This window comes from Zavarzinia sp., from assembly GCF_049306435.1.
In the GTDB taxonomy this organism is placed as follows: domain Bacteria; phylum Pseudomonadota; class Alphaproteobacteria; order Zavarziniales; family Zavarziniaceae; genus Zavarzinia.
Map to the genome: position 1 here is coordinate 18,513 of NZ_JBAQRT010000193.1, position 14,587 is coordinate 33,099.

General features: G+C 67.5%; 12 protein-coding genes. 7 read left to right on the forward strand and 5 right to left on the reverse strand.

The annotated features are described in order from the left end of the window. Nucleotides 1–21: 21 nt before the first annotated feature. From mprF to WAZ62_RS10740, 3 genes are all read right to left on the reverse strand, one after another. The gene (gene mprF, locus WAZ62_RS10730; protein ID WP_422643519.1) at nucleotides 22–2,613 is read right to left on the reverse strand and encodes a bifunctional lysylphosphatidylglycerol flippase/synthetase MprF; all 2,592 of its coding nucleotides are present in this window, start codon (nucleotides 2,611–2,613) and stop codon (nucleotides 22–24) included. Next, nucleotides 2,594–3,307, reverse strand: coding sequence for a DUF1003 domain-containing protein (locus WAZ62_RS10735; RefSeq protein WP_422643520.1), 714 nt, complete (start codon nucleotides 3,305–3,307; stop codon nucleotides 2,594–2,596). Before WAZ62_RS10735 ends, mprF begins: the two co-directional genes overlap by 20 nt. 87 nt (nucleotides 3,308–3,394) lie before the next feature. Continuing rightward, nucleotides 3,395–3,955 (reverse strand): hypothetical protein, encoded by a 561-nt coding sequence (locus tag WAZ62_RS10740; protein WP_422643521.1) that lies wholly within the window; start codon nucleotides 3,953–3,955, stop codon nucleotides 3,395–3,397. A gap of 117 nt (nucleotides 3,956–4,072) precedes the next feature. On the opposite strand from WAZ62_RS10740, the gene thrC reads away from it, so the two are divergent. Genes thrC through WAZ62_RS10760 form a run of 4 tightly spaced genes read left to right on the forward strand, consistent with a single transcriptional unit; the run spans nucleotide 4,073 to nucleotide 8,350 of the window. Then, the gene (thrC, locus tag WAZ62_RS10745; protein WP_422643522.1) at nucleotides 4,073–5,461 is read left to right on the forward strand and encodes a threonine synthase; all 1,389 of its coding nucleotides are present in this window, start codon (nucleotides 4,073–4,075) and stop codon (nucleotides 5,459–5,461) included. Nucleotides 5,462–5,475: 14 nt separating this feature from the next. Next, nucleotides 5,476–6,732 carry a M16 family metallopeptidase gene (locus tag WAZ62_RS10750; protein ID WP_422643523.1) on the forward strand — a complete coding sequence of 419 codons (1,257 nt, stop codon included), beginning with the start codon at nucleotides 5,476–5,478 and terminating at the stop codon, nucleotides 6,730–6,732. A gap of 8 nt (nucleotides 6,733–6,740) precedes the next feature. Further along, complete coding sequence (locus WAZ62_RS10755; protein ID WP_422643524.1) at nucleotides 6,741–7,331, forward strand: GNAT family N-acetyltransferase; 591 nt, start codon at nucleotides 6,741–6,743, stop codon at nucleotides 7,329–7,331. A 29-nt stretch (nucleotides 7,332–7,360) separates the two neighbouring features. Continuing rightward, nucleotides 7,361–8,350 carry a hypothetical protein gene (locus tag WAZ62_RS10760; protein ID WP_422643525.1) on the forward strand — a complete coding sequence of 330 codons (990 nt, stop codon included), beginning with the start codon at nucleotides 7,361–7,363 and terminating at the stop codon, nucleotides 8,348–8,350. Nucleotides 8,351–8,377: 27 nt separating this feature from the next. On the opposite strand, the gene WAZ62_RS10765 is transcribed toward WAZ62_RS10760, so the two are convergent. Further along, complete coding sequence (locus tag WAZ62_RS10765) at nucleotides 8,378–8,956, reverse strand: YqgE/AlgH family protein (RefSeq protein WP_422643526.1); 579 nt, start codon at nucleotides 8,954–8,956, stop codon at nucleotides 8,378–8,380. Between the two features lie 285 nt (nucleotides 8,957–9,241). Here WAZ62_RS10765 and WAZ62_RS10770 point away from each other — a divergent pair, with 285 nt between their 5' ends. The 3 genes from WAZ62_RS10770 to WAZ62_RS10780 all read left to right on the forward strand — a co-directional run bounded on the left by WAZ62_RS10770 (nucleotide 9,242) and on the right by WAZ62_RS10780 (nucleotide 13,079). After that, the gene (locus WAZ62_RS10770; RefSeq protein ID WP_422643527.1) at nucleotides 9,242–9,919 is read left to right on the forward strand and encodes a Crp/Fnr family transcriptional regulator; all 678 of its coding nucleotides are present in this window, start codon (nucleotides 9,242–9,244) and stop codon (nucleotides 9,917–9,919) included. A 180-nt stretch (nucleotides 9,920–10,099) separates the two neighbouring features. Continuing rightward, complete coding sequence (locus WAZ62_RS10775; RefSeq protein WP_422643528.1) at nucleotides 10,100–10,918, forward strand: transporter substrate-binding domain-containing protein; 819 nt, start codon at nucleotides 10,100–10,102, stop codon at nucleotides 10,916–10,918. Beyond that, nucleotides 10,902–13,079, forward strand: a complete 2,178-nt coding sequence (locus WAZ62_RS10780) for a diguanylate cyclase domain-containing protein (protein WP_422643529.1) — start codon at nucleotides 10,902–10,904, stop codon at nucleotides 13,077–13,079. The genes WAZ62_RS10775 and WAZ62_RS10780 overlap by 17 nt, the downstream gene beginning before the upstream one ends. A gap of 13 nt (nucleotides 13,080–13,092) precedes the next feature. On the opposite strand, the gene WAZ62_RS10785 is transcribed toward WAZ62_RS10780, so the two are convergent. Continuing rightward, on the reverse strand, nucleotides 13,093–14,583 hold the full coding sequence (locus WAZ62_RS10785) for a carboxypeptidase M32 (RefSeq protein WP_422643530.1): 1,491 nt from the start codon (nucleotides 14,581–14,583) through the stop codon (nucleotides 13,093–13,095). Nucleotides 14,584–14,587: the final 4 nt, after the last annotated feature.

A 14,587-nucleotide genomic window follows, 5' to 3' on the forward strand; every position in this document is an offset into this window, starting at 1 on the left:
CGACCTGACGGGCGATGGCTTTTATTTGCGGATGATCTCCAGACGGCCCCCGGCGACCAGCGCCGCGACATCGACGAGAACCTGGGCGAGGGTCGAGGCGCCGCCCCGGCACACCAGATACTGCGGCTGCCAGACCGGCTGGAACTTCTCCTTGAAACCGCGCAATCCCTCGAAGGGATAGAATTTTTCGCCGTGGCGGAAGATGAGCGAGCCGACCCGGTTCCACAGCGGCGCCAGCGGCCGCGTGGCGAGGCCGGCCAGCGGCGCGGCCCCCAGGTTGAACCAGCGGTATCCTTTTGCCTTGCCATGCAGCATGACGCGGACGAACAGCGCATCCATCAGGATCTTCGAGACACCGGGTTCGTAACGCATCAGGTCGACGGCGATCTCCTCCTGCCCGCCCGATTGCCAGAGGTTGGCGAAGGCGACGACGCGGCCCTCCTTGCGGATCACGGCGACTTCGAATTCGGCGATGTAGTCGGGCTCGAAGGCGCCGAGGGAAAAGCTCTTTTCCCGGGCCTTGCGGCTGGACAGCCAGTTGTCCGAGACCCGCTTCAGTTCGTCCATCAGCGGACGCACCCGCTCGCGCGGCACGACCTCGAACTCGAGGCCTTCCTTGGTCGCCCGGCGATCGATATAGCGGAGTTCCTGGCGGGCCGGCCCCTCCAGCGTGAAATCGGCCAGCGGCACCCGCGCCACCTCGCCGATCTTGTGCAGCGACAGGCCCAGATCGATATAGAGCGGCAGATTGTCGGGGCTGACGGAATAGAACACGAGACGGCCGGCGTTGCGGTCCGCCAGCTCCCGGAAACGCCAGACCAGTTCGGCGGAATCCCGGGCGTCGCCCACCGGATCGCCGAGGGCGATCCAGCTCCGGCCCGAGATGCCATACATCAGGAAGGCCTTGCGCGCCTCGGTGAACAGGAAGCGCTTGTCGCCGAGGAGGGCGAGCGCCGCCGACGCATGGGGCGATGCCGCCACGAGGGCGCGGACTTCATCGGGAACCGGGCCGCCGGGGTCCGGCTGGTCGCGGCGCGGGCGATTGATGACGGCATCGAGCCCCAGCAGCAGCACGACCACGCTGACGAAGAACAGGCCGCGCAGGTAGCGCGAGGCATTGCCTTCCCAGGCGAAATCCCACCACAGATCGTTGCTGTATTCGACATGGCGGTAGAAGAAGAAGCCGAGCCAGACCGCGAGGGCGATGAAGGACGCCATCAGGCCCAGCCAGCGGAAGCCGGGGCGAAGGTCGGCCACCCGGCCCGCGCGATAGAAGGCGTCGTGAAACACCGCGAGCACGGCGGCGAAGACGAGGAGAATGGTCGCTTCCTCCCAGTCGAGGCCCTTGAACAGGGAAAACACGGCCCCGGCGATCATCAGCGCCATGGCGGCGTTCCAGGCCGGCGCCAGCCGCGCGACCAGGCCCCGCGCGATGACGAGGAGGAGAACGCCGACGACGCTGGCCGCCATGTGCGAGGCTTCGACGAAGGGTTGCGGCACGAAATCCGACAGGAACTCGAGCCGCGCGCCCTGGTGCGGCAGGGCGATCGAGATCAGGAGCACGATGCCGCCGAGGAAGGCGAGCCCCCCGGCGAGCGGTGGCACGAAACCCTGGACGACATCGCGCGCCGCCTTCAGGCGCCAGCGCCGCCGCGCGATCTCGGCCACGGCGAGGGCGATGGCGGCGATGATCAGCGGCAGGACGTAATAGATCACGCGGTAGAGGATGAGGGAGCCGATGACCTCCGGCGTGCCGGACAGGCCGAGGCCGGAAATCATCGTCGCCTCGAAGACGCCGATGCCGCCCGGGGTATGGGACAGGATGCCGAGGGTCAGTGCCGCGGTATAGACGACGGCGAATGTGCCCAACTCCGGCCGCACCGTGTCCGGCAGCAGGACATAGAGCGCCGCCCCCGCCGCCGCGAGATCGATGGCGCCGACGGCGAGCTGGGCCGTCACCGTGCGCCGGTCCGGCATCGACAGGTTCCAGCCGAACAGGTTCAGCGAACGCGCGCCGGTCGAGACCCAGACCACGAAGGCGGCGATGGCGGCGAGGGCGGCGATCCCGACCAGCCGGGCGAGCCCCGGCGCCAGCGACAGATTGGCGGCGATGGCGGCCGGGTCGATCGCCAGGAACAGGCCGATGACGACACCGGCCCCCAGCCAGAAGGTGGCCCAGGCGATGGTCACCACCCGGCTGATGTCGGCCATGTTGAGGCCCGAGGCGGCATAGAGCCGGTAGCGCACCGAGCCGCCGGTCATGATCGGAAAGCCGAGGGCATTGGAGACGGCATAACCGGCAGCCCCGGCGAAAGCGGCGGTGCGCAGCGATACCGGCTCGTCGATGGCGCTGCGCACGGCGAGGATGTCATAGGCGGCGAGCGCCATGAAGCTGACCACGGTCAGGCCGACCGACAGAAGGATGTCCCGTGTCGAGGTCGACTGAATGGCGGCGTGGATATCGCGAATGCTGATTTCCGCCGCCATGCTGTGCAGCACCCACAGGGCGAAGCCGAGCACGGCGACGGCGGCGACGGGGCCGATGAAGCGGGTCCAGCCGGTCCAGCGGCGGGGGGCGGCGGAAGAGGCCGGCCTATTGGCGCCGACGTTCATTGGCGATGTCTTCCATCAACTCGAGCTGGATCTGCTGGATCTCGGTCAGGCGTTCCCACTGGCGCATCAGCAGGTGGTCGATCTTCTCGTGCAAGTTACGAATTTCCAGCTCGGCCTTCAGGTTCACGCGGTAATCGTTTTCCGAGCGGGCGCGGTCCTTCTGCTCCTGTCGGCGCTGGCTCATCATGATGATCGGCGCCTGAAAGGCGGCGACCGACGAGAGCAGGAGATTGAGCAGGATGAAGGGATAGGGGTCGAACTGCCACACGGTGGCGGCCAGGATGTTGAACACCATCCAGGTCACCAGCACGGCCGAGAAACTGATGATGAAGGCCCAGCTGCCGCCGAATTCCGCCACCTTGTCGGCGATCCGATCGCCGAAACCGCGCGCCTCGCCGAGGCTTTCCTCGATGTTGCGGACCAGGGTTTCATTGCTGGTCATGCTGTCGAGCACGCTGCGGTCGAGGGTGGACAATTCGCCCCGTTCGCTGACCAGCAGGCTCTCGATGTGATGGCGCCGCGCGGTGGCCAGATCGTCGAGGCAGACCCAGCCGGTGCGCTGCCAGTCCGGGTGCTCCCTGTCGAGTTCCGCCGACAGTTGGGGGCGGATCATGGCGCAGCTGAGCATCCGGCGGCGCGGCAGGCTGCGGCCGCAGACGCCGCATTCGGTCAACGCATTCGGTGAGGACTTCATGACGGCTTGTTTACCTGATCGCGTCGGGGGCTGGCGAGTGTCGTTCTTGCCTGTGGATTATGTCCGATCGACGGCGGAGCGGAAATCTCAGGCCTGCGCCTCCGACGCCAGGAAGGCCTCGCCCCGCTGGCTCAGCCCGTAGCCCTTGCCCGAAATCTCGACGAGGCCCAGCTCGGCGAGGCGGGCGGTGTTTCGTCGAAAAGCGGGAAGCGGGGTGCCGTTTCCCGCCGCAAGCTCCGCCGCCGGGGTCCCGGGGGCGGCGGCGATCGCCCGCAGCAGCCCCCGCGTCCAGGGCGCGCCATCGGCCCGGTCGTGGCGGTCGAGCCGGCGGCGCAGGGCTTTCAACGCATGGGGGCCAAGGCCTTCGCCGTCCGTCTCGTCGGCGAGACGCAGCCGGATCCGGTAGATCGGCGCGTTCTCGGCGCCCAGCGAGGCGATGAGGGCGCCGACATCGGCGAAGCCGGCCTCCCGTGCATCATCCAGGGTCAGGCTGGCGGGGTCGGCGATTTCGGCGCTCTCCACCCGCAAGGGGCCGAGCGGCGACGGCATCAGGTCGCCCGCCGCCAGCACGGCCCGGGGCCAGCGCCGGAACACCAGGCTGACGCGGCCGCCCGCGATGGCGTCGAGAATCTTCTGTTTCAGCAGCATGGGCGTTCCTTAAGACTGTGGCCCGTGTCATAGCAGATCGCCGCGCCGGTTGAAGACGGCGCGCGCGAGGGCTAGTCTCCGCGCCAGTTTTCCCGCCTCCAGATCGAGGATTTTCGCTTGCGGTACATTTCAACGCGCGGTTCGGCCCCGGCGCTCGACTTCGAAGGCGTTCTGCTGGCGGGCCTCGCCCGCGACGGCGGCCTCTATGTGCCCGAGCGTTTTCCCGATATCGGCGGCCGTCTCGCCGGCTGGCGCGGCCTGTCCTATCAGGCGATCGCTTATGAGATGCTCCTGCCCTTCGTCGGCGACAGTCTGACGCCGGCCACCCTCGGCGATCTGATCGACGGCGCCTATGGCAGTTTCAACCATGCGGCGGTCTGCCCGCTGGTGCAGGTCGGCGCCAATGATTTCCTGCTCGAGCTGTTCCATGGCCCGACGCTGGCGTTCAAGGATGTCGCCATGCAGTTGCTGGGCCGGCTGTTCAACACGGTGCTGACGCGCCGGGGCGAACAGGTGACCGTGCTGGGCGCGACCTCGGGCGATACCGGCTCCGCCGCGATCGAGGCCCTGAGGGGACTGCCGTCGGTCAAGGTCGTGATGCTGCACCCGAAGGGCCGGGTCTCGGAGGTGCAGCGCCGCCAGATGACGACGGTGCTCGACGACAATATCCACAATGTCGCGATCGAAGGCACCTTCGACGATTGCCAGGCCCTGGTGAAGACGCTGTTCAACCGCCTGGAATTCCGCGACCGCGCCCGTTTGTCGGCGGTGAATTCGATCAACTGGGCGCGGATCGTCGCCCAGACGGTCTATTACGTCACCTCGGCCCTGTCCCTCGGCGCGCCCGACCGGGCGGTGTCCTTCAGCGTGCCGACCGGCAATTTCGGCGATATCTATGCGGGTTATGTCGCCAAGCGCATGGGCCTGCCGGTCGACCGGCTGGTGGTCGCGACCAACCGGAACGATATTCTCGCCCGGGCGCTGAACGCCGGTGACTATTCGACCGGCACGGTCCAGCCGACCATCAGCCCGTCGATGGACATCCAGGTGTCCAGCAATTTCGAGCGGCTGCTGTTCGATCTCTTCGGCCGCGACGGCGCGGTGACCGCCGCCGCCATGAACGGTTTCCAGCAATCGGGGCGCCTTTCGCTGGGCGGCAATATCCTCGACGAGGCGCGGCGGAGCTTCGATGCCGTCGCCGTCGACGAGGACATGACGCGCGAGACCATGGCGGTGACCCTGCGGCGCACCGGCCTTGTCGTCGATCCGCACAGCGCGGTCGGCCTTGCCGGCGCGACGCGCGCGCGGGGCGATGCCTCGGTGCCCATGATCACCCTGGCGACCGCCCATCCGGCCAAGTTCCCGGCGGCGGTCGAGGCGGCGACGGGGATTTCTCCCGCCCTGCCGGCCAGAATGGCCGATCTCTATACGCGGCAGGAGAGGTATGCTGTTCTGCCCCATGACGCCGATGCCCTCGAGGCCCATATCTCGGCGATCATCGCGTAACGTCAGGATCGTTCATGAAGGTTGAAACCAGCACACTCGACAACGGACTCGGCGTCCTTACCGTGCCGATGCCGGAACTCGGCTCCGCCGCGCTCGGCGTCTGGGTCGATGTCGGGGCGCGCCACGAAAGCGAGGCGCTGAACGGCGTCTCGCACATGCTCGAACACATGGCCTTCAAGGGGACGGAGCGCCGCAGCGCCCGCCGGATCGCCGAGGAGATCGAGGCGGTGGGCGGCATCCTCAATGCCTTCACCAGCCGCGAACAGACCGCCTATTACGCCCGCGTGTTGCGCGACGACGTCGAGCTGGGCGCCGACATCCTGTCGGACATCCTCACCCGCTCGACCTTCGCGCCCGATGAACTGGAGCGCGAGCGCCAGGTGATCATCCAGGAAATCGGCCAGGCCCAGGATACGCCCGACGACCTGATCTTCGACATGCTGCAGGAAGCGACCTATCCCGGTCAGGCCCTGGGGCGGCCCATCCTCGGCAGCGCCGAGAATGTCGCCCGGCTGACGAGGGACGAGATCGCCGGCTATATGGCCGATCACTACCGCGCGCCGGCCATGGCCGTGGTCGCGGCCGGTGCCGTCAGCCACGAGCAGATCCGCGCGCTGGCGGAAAAGCATTTCGCCGGTCTTGGTCCCCGGGGCAACGCCAAGGCCGATCCGGCGCGTTTCGTCGCCGGCGACTGGCGTGACGACCGCGACCTCGAGCAGGTCCATCTGGCCATGTCCTTCGCCGGTGTCTCTTACGACGACCCGGATTACTTCACGGCGCAGGTCTATGCGACGGTGCTGGGCGGCGGCATGTCGTCCCGCCTGTTCCAGGAAATCCGCGAAGTGCGGGGCCTGGCCTATTCGGTCTTCGCCTACGCCGGCTCGAACACCGACAGCGGCACCATCGGCATCTACGCCGGCACCAGCGAGGAAGACGCGGGCGACCTCGTGCCGGTGATCGCCGATGAAATGGCCAAGCTGGTGACCGATGCCGACGAGGTGGAGGTGGCCCGCGCCCGGGCGCAGCTGCGCGCCGGTTACCTGATGGGGCTGGAAAGCCCGTCGTCGGTGATCGAGACCATCGGCCGGCAATGGCTGAACCACGGCCACATCATGTCGACCGAGGAAGTGCTGGACAAGCTGGCGGTGGTCGACGCGGCGGCGGTGCGGCGCTTCGCCGAACGCACCATGCGGGGCAAGCCGGCGGTGGCCGCCCTTGGCCCCCACGGCGGCATCGAATCGGCCGCCAGCATCTCGGCCCGCTTCGGCTAGGCCCGGCCATGTCGCTGATCCGGTCGCTGCGCCTCGATCCCCTGCCGGTGGTGACCACCGCGCGGGTCGAGCTGCGGCCCCCGATCATGAGCGACTACGAGCAATGGATGAAGCTGCGCGGCGAAAGCCGCGACTTCCTGACGCCGTGGGAGCCGACCTGGCCGCCCGATGACCTGACCCGCAACGCCTTCCGGCAACGGCTGCGGCGCTATGCCCGTGAAGCCCACGACGATATCGGCTACACGCTGTTCCTGTTCGGCCGGGCCGATGGCGCCCTGCTGGGAGGGGTCACCCTGTCGGGGGTGCGGCGCGGCGTGACCCAGAGCTGCGCCCTCGGCTACTGGATGGGGCAGCGCCACGCCGGCCGTGGCCTGATGACCGAAGCCGTTCGCGGCATCGCCGTTCACGTCTTCGAAACCATGCGCCTGCATCGTATGGAAGCGGCCTGCCTGCCTTTCAACGAGGCATCGAAGGCCGTCCTGCGCAAGGCCGGCTTTTCCGAGGAAGGGCTGGCCCGGCAGTACCTCAGAATCAATGGGCAATGGCGCGACCACCTGCTGTTCGCCATGCTCGCCAGCGACCCGCGGCACAGGGCCTGAGGGCCGCCGCGACCAGATCGGAGACTGTCTTGAGCACTGATTTCGAGCCCTCGATGTTCCAGCGACAAGGCGGGGAGGGGCCCCATGTGCCGCGCTGGGTATTGCCGGCGAGCTATGCCGTGCTGGGGATCGTCGGGCTTGTGTCGGCCTACCAGATTCTCTCGGCGGTCTATGGCTTCAGCGGTGTCGGTTTCCTTGTCGTGCTGGGCGCCGGCCTCGTCGGTGGTCTGGTCGGCTTTGGCCTGACGTTCCTGCCGCTCGGCCCCTCGGGGTATCGCAAGACTTTCCGTTGGCTATCGGCCGGCCTTTGGGCGCTGATCGCCCTGTGGGCGCTCCATGCCGGCCCCTACGGCGAGGCCAGCGATCGCCGGGAGGCCAGCGCGGCGATCACCGGCGCGGCCTCCGTGGCCGATGCCCATGCCCGGCTGCAGGCGATTTCCGCCAGCAATCCCTACGCCGCCTATGCCCTTCACGAGATCAGGCGCCGGGCCGAGACGCGGGGCGCGATCAAGGCGATCTTCGATCAGGTGCAGAGCGACAAGGTGCCTTGGGGCCTCGATTTCGACCCTGCGGACAAGGCCGGCCTGCAGGCCCTGCGCAGCCGTCTGCTCGACATCGACGTGCTGCTCAGCGGCGTGCCCGATCAGGTCGTGGCGCAGTTGCAGAAGGAACGCGCCGACCTGAACGCCGCCGCTGAGAGACTGGAGCTGTCGGAACAGTTCCGCGCCGAGATGCAGCAGACGATGGCCCAGCGTCAGAAGGAACTCGGGACTTTCTACGTCGCCCTCGCCGTGACCACGCGAAAGGCCGCCGGAACCATCGCCGACATCACGGTCGCGTTGCTGGGCGGCAAGGCCACCAGGGGCACGGATGGCAAATTCGCCTATGGCGACGATGCGACCCGGGCCAAGGTCGAGCCGCTGATCGCGCAATTGGGCGAGGCTCGCGGCGTCATCGCCAAGCTGGCCGAGGCGGCGAAAGCCCTCGACCAGCGCTATGGCGACGGCAGCACGCGCTGAACGGGCCGGCCTGTCGCCCCTCGGGCGTCAGGCCCTTCCGGCGGTGCCGGAAAGATGGGCGACGTCGAAGCCCAGTTTGGCGATGGCCCTCGTCCATTTCCGGTCGAGATCGGCCGAGAACAGGATGTCCGGGTCGGCATCGACATGAAGCCAGCCATTGGCCTGGATTTCCGCGTCGAGCTGGCCCGGTCCCCAGCCGGCATAGCCAAGGGCGAACAGGCACTGGCGCGGGCCCTCGCCCGCGGCGATCGCCTTCAGGATGTCGACCGTCGCCGTCAGGGCGACATGATCGCCCACTTCCATGCTGCTCGGCTGGGTGTAGTCGTCGGTGTGAAGCACGAAGCCGCGCGCCGCCTCGACCGGCCCGCCCGAGAGCACGCGGATCGGCTCGACATCCGTTTCCGCCTCGATGCCGAGCTGGGTCAGCAGCTCGGGGAAGCTGATATGCCCGGCCGGCTTGTTGATGACGAGACCCATCGCCCCTTCCGGCGAATGGGCGCACATATAGATGACCGTCCGCTCGAAGCGCGGGTCGCCCATGCTCGGCATGGCCACCAGCAGCTTGCCTTCCAGGGTCTCGGTCGCGGGCTCTGACATCTGTTTCATGTGTCATAGAGTGATGCCGCCTCGCCCGGCCGGCAAGAGGGCAGGACCGCGACCTTCTGACAAAGGATGCCCCGCCCCCCGGGGCAGGGGGGCGGAGCGAGTTGGTGCAGGGTTGGCTGCCTCGGGTGCGAGGCAGGGGGATATTGACCCAGGGCGCCGGGGCGCGCTGTGTCGGGCGTCACAGGTTTTTCTTTCTCCGGCGTGCAGGCGATGATTGACCTCGCGCGGGTCTTGGCTACGCTGCGGGGCATGTCCACGGCAAGTATGCTTTCAAGGATCAATCTGTTGCAGGGTCTGTCCGAGACGGCCCTGAACGACCTTGCCCGCGCGGCGCGCTGGCACCGCTTCGACGAGGGCGAAGTGGTCTTCGACCGGCAGAGCGATTGCCGCGGCGTCTATCTCGTCATCGAGGGCGAGGTGGATGTGGTGAATTACTCCAGCCAGGGCCGCGAGATCGCCTATGCCCGGGTGAAGGCTGGCGATTTCTTCGGTGAATTGTCGGCGATCGATGGTTTGCCGCGCTCGGCCAATATCGTCGCCCAGACCGAATGCCGGATCGCCGAACTCTCGCGCGAGACATTCGCCGAGCTGCTGAAGGGCCAGCCGGAAATCGCCTTTCGCGTCCTGCAGAAAATGGTCCGCATCGTCCGCACGGCGGACGAGAGGATCATGGATCTCGCCACCCTCGGCGCGCATCAGCGGGTGTGCATCGAGTTGCTGCGCCTCGCCAAGCCGGACCCGGTGAAGGCCGATTCCTGGCTGGTCTATCCGATGCCGACCCAGGCCGAGATCGCCGCTCTCGCCTCCACGACCCGGGAGACGGTGGCAAGGGTGATGGGGCAACTGATCGAGGACGGCCTCATCCGCAAGGTGCACAAGACCGTCTACCTGAATTCGCGCGACAGCTTGGCCGAACTCGCCCAGCGCCTGAACCCGAAGCGCGAAGACGCGCCGGCCCGTTAAGGTCGCCGCTGCCATTTTTTTGTTTTCAGATATAATTGGCAGATACGCCCGGCGCCCGATGACCTGTTGTTAATCCTTTTACCCGTAAGTCAGGGGAGATCAGCAACACCGTAGGTTGGCGAACTCATGCCCCAAGTTCCTGCATTATTCTCTCTTTGCGGATTGGCGCTCGCGACCTGGATGCTGCAGGTGGTGCCCGCCGCGGCCGACCTGAGAATACGCTTCGCGCCGGAGAAGGATTACGGTCCCTTCGTCTATCGGGATGAGTCTGGACAGATTCTGGGGCTGTCCGTCGATATCCTGCGGGAGGTCGCGACGGCCGGCGACCTGAGCGTCGACATGCTTCCTGCGCGCAGCCTCGGCGATATTCTCGAGGCGGTCCGCGCCGGCGACGTCGACCTCGTATCGTCCCTGCGGCCCAACCCCGAGCGCGGCACCTTCCTCGACTTCAGTCAGGCCTATGTCGCCGTTCCGGCCATTCTGGTCGAGCGGGCAGTCGGCCCGCGTCACGTGCTGGACGAGATGGCCGGTCGGCGCGTCGCCGTCGGTAAGGGCTTCGCCGTCGAGGCTTTCGTCCGCAACAAATATCCCGCAGTGGAATGGGTCGCGCTGCCCGACGACAGCCAGTGCCTTCAGGCGCTGGCGGACGGGCAGGTGGACGCCGTTGTGGCCGATGCGGCCAGCGTCGCCTTCGTGCGTTCGCGCCAACAGCTGCCGGAGCTGACCACCGGCGCGCCGGTCGGCTTCGATTACGCCTTGAGCTTCGCCTATCCCAAAGGACGCGTGGACATCGGCGCCGCGCTCGAGAAGGGTCTGCGCGCCCTGACGTCCGATCAGCGGCGCGCCATTTTCGACCGCTGGATGCCGCCGACCGTGGAACACGCGACCGATTGGCGTAAGGTAGCGGTCGGATGGGGCGCCACGGGCTTTGCAGCACTGGCTGCGCTCGTCGCGGTGGTCGCGATGCTCCGGCGGGGGCGCCATGCCCGCCCGCGCTGATCCGCGCCTTCGCGCAGCCGTTTTCGCCGCCGGGCTCGGGGTCGCCTGTTTCGTGCTCGCGCTCGGCGCCATTCACCTTTCGCGGCAGCCGGGCAGCATCGCGACGCTTTGGTATGCCAACGCGCTGACGGTTTCCGCCATCGTCTTCCGGCCCAGCCGGCGTTGGCTCGCCCCTCTGATCGGCTTTTCCGGCGCCAATGTCGCGGCTAATCTCCTGTTCGGCGATCCTTGGTCGCTGAGCATCCTGTTCACCGCCGCCAACCTGGCCGAGATCGTGTTTTCCGGCTGGTCGCTGCAACGCTGGTGCAAGCCCGAGCAGGCGATCGAACACCCCGGCGCCCTGCTGAAAGTCCTGCTGCTGGGCAGCTCCCTGCCGGCGGCGGTCGGCGCGACCATCGGTTCCGGCATTCTCGCGGCTTATGGTCTGGCGCCCTACGGCACGGTCTGGTTCGCCTGGTTCGTCGGCAGCGCCATCGGCAGCGCAGCCATTCTGCCCATCGCCCTTGCGGTCGGTATCCGGGGCGCGCGGCATGTGCTCGCGGTCTTGGGCCGGCCGATGGTCCTCGTCAGCCTGCTAGGCCTGGTGGCGGTCGCTCTCTTCGTGCCGACGAATCTGCCCTACCCCTATGTCTATATGTCGGTGGCGCTGGTCGTCGTTGCCTACGTCGGTGGCTTCGAGGCGGCGGCGCTCGGCGGGCTGATCGTGTGCCTGACTGTCGGGGCCTTGATTTCGCTCGGCATTTTTACGCAGCCGCCGACGGTTTCCCGTTTCGGCGAGGTCATGTTCTATCTGCCGCTGGTGTTCACGCTCATTCCGCCGATGGCGCTGGCGTCCAGCCTCGAAATGATCCGCGACAGTCTGGCGCGATTGGCCGACAAGACCGAGCGTTTCCGGAGCTTGTACGAGCACACGCCGGCGATCATGCATTCGATTGATGCCGAAGGCTTCATCGTCAGCGTCAGCGCGGCCTGGCTGCGCCGTCTGGGCTACGAGAAGTCCGAAGTCATCGGGCGCCGTTCGACGGATTTCCTCACGCCGGAATCGCGGCGCTTCGCGTTCGAGGAGGTCATGCCCCGTTTCTGGCGCGACGGGCATGTCGAGGACGTGCCCTATCGGATGGTGGCCAAGGACGGGCGGTTGATCGACGTCCTGCTGTCCGCTGTGTGGGAGACCGATGCCCAGGGCAATCGCCTGCGCACGCTGGCGGTGATGGAGGATGTCACCGAGAAGCGGCTTCTCGCCGCCGAACTCGCCGCCGAGCAAGAGCTGATGGATGCCGCCATGCATTCGATCGGCGACGCGGTCCTGGTGGTCGACGAGCGGGGGATCGTAACTTACCTGAACCCCGCCGCCGAAAGGCTGCTGGAACAGGGGGGCGAGGGGGTGAGGGGACGGTTGCTCAACGAGGCGGTTCGTCTTTTCAGCGCCGACGACGGTCTCGCGGTCGATCCGCTCGAAGCAGGCAATATGCGTCCCGCCAAGGTCGCGCTGCTGAGCGCGGCGGGAAGGCCGGAACGGGCGGTGAGCCTGCAGGCATCGCCCATCCGCGCGCGCGACGGCGACCGTTTGGGATCCGTCCTCGTTCTGCACGATGTGACCGAAGCGCGGCGCATGGCCCAGCACATGGCCCAGCTGGCGCATTATGACAGCGTCACCGGCCTGCCCAATCGCATCCTGTTCCAGGACCGCATCCTGCAGGCCTGCCGGTCGGCCCGGCAGCACGGTTCGTCTTTCGCCGTGATCTTCCTCGATGTCGATCGCTTCAAGTCGATCAACGACACCCAGGGCCACGATGTCGGCGATTTGGTGCTGAACCAGGTGGCGCGGCGCCTGAGCGACGGGCTGCGCGACAGCGATACGGTATGCCGGCTGGGCGGTGACGAATTCGTCATGCTCGCGGCCCTCGACGGCGGTGGCAACGGCGGGGCGGAACTCATCGCCCGGCGCATCGTCGAGAGTTTCGCCACGCCGATCGAGGTCGGGGACAAGTCGCTCGACGTCACGGTCAGCATCGGCATGGCGATCTATCCCCGCGACGGGACGGACCCGGACAGCTTGCTGAAATCCGCCGACACGGCCATGTATATGGTCAAGCGCGCCGGCCGCAACGGCTATCGCCGGGCCTCCGACGACGGGCGGCCGCGACTCCCCCCCGACTGAGGCGGATGCGGCGTCAGCCGAGATATCGGCCTTCCAGATGCTTGCGGAAGGCGGCGGTGCCCAGCGGCAGGCCCGTGGCCTCGATCAGGATTTCGTCGGTCGTCCGGCTCGAGCCCTTTTCATGGACATTGGGGCGCAGCCAGCCGAGCAAGGGCTTGAAATCGCCTTCGGCGATGCCGGGCAGGATGGCGTCGTCCGCCGAGGTCGCGGCCGCGAACAGCTGCGCCGCCGCCATGGCGCCCAGGGTATAGGTCGGGAAATAGCCGAAGCTGCCGCCCGGCCAATGGATATCCTGCAGACAGCCATCGGCATCATCGGGCGGGGTGATGCCCAGCAGGGATTTCATGCCCTCGGACCAGGCGCCCGGCAGATCGGCGACCCTGAGGTCGTCGGCGATCATCGCCCGCTCCAGCCGGTAGCGCAGGATGACGTGGGACGGATAGCAGACTTCGTCGGCGTCGACCCGGATCAGGCCGGGGCTGACCTTGTGGTAGATGTGGCGGAGGTTGGCTTCGCCGAAGGCATCCCCGGCGCGGCCGAAGGTCTCGCGGATCAGGGGCGCGATGAAGGTGATGAATTCCGGCGTGCGGCAGGCCTGCATCTCGAACAAAAGCGACTGGCTCTCGTGCAGGGTCATGCCCCGGGCATTGCCCACCGGCTGACCGCGCCAGGCCAGCGGCAGGCCGCGCTCGTATTGCGCATGGCCCGTCTCGTGGATGACCCCCATCAGCGAGCGGGTGAAATCCGAAGTCGCGTAGCGCGTGGTGATGCGCACATCGTCGGGCACGCCGCCGGTGAAGGGGTGATGGCTGACGTCCAGCCGGCCATGGGCGCGGTCGAACCGCAGCACGTCGAGAATGCGCTCGGCCAACCGGCGCTGGGCCTCGACCGGAAAGGGACCTTCCAGGGGCAGGGCAGGGGGCAGGGCGGCCTGACGCTCGATCACGCGGCCGCGCAAATCGGGCAGGAAATCCCCCAGTTCGGCGAAGAGCGCATCGATGCGGGCCGAGCGGCCGCCGGGCTCATATTCGTCGAGCAGGGCGTCATAGGGCGACAGGCCGAAGGCCTCGGCCTTGGTGGCGGCGACCTGGCGCACGAGATCCAGCAGGGCTTGAAGCCGGGGCGCGAGGCTGGCGAAATCATTGGCCGCCCTTGCGGTACGCCAGGCCAGTTCGGTTTCATGGGACTGGCGGGCGATGGCTTCGACCAGGTCGGGGGCGACGGCGGTCGCGTGGCGCCACTGGCGATGCGCCTCGGCCAGATTGGCCGCCTGCCAGGGCTCCAGCTCGTCGGCCGCGGCCATGTCCATCAGGTCGGCCAGTTCGGGCGCGGTCAGCAGGTCATGAGCGATGACCGACAGGGTGGCGATCTGTTCGCCCCGCGCTTCCGCGCCGCCCGGCGGCATGACGGCCGCGCTGTCCCAGTGAAGCACGGCGAGCGCCCCCTGCACGGCGGAAAGACGGCGGAAACGGTCTTCCAGGCGGGCGTAGGCGCTCGTCGACATGGGA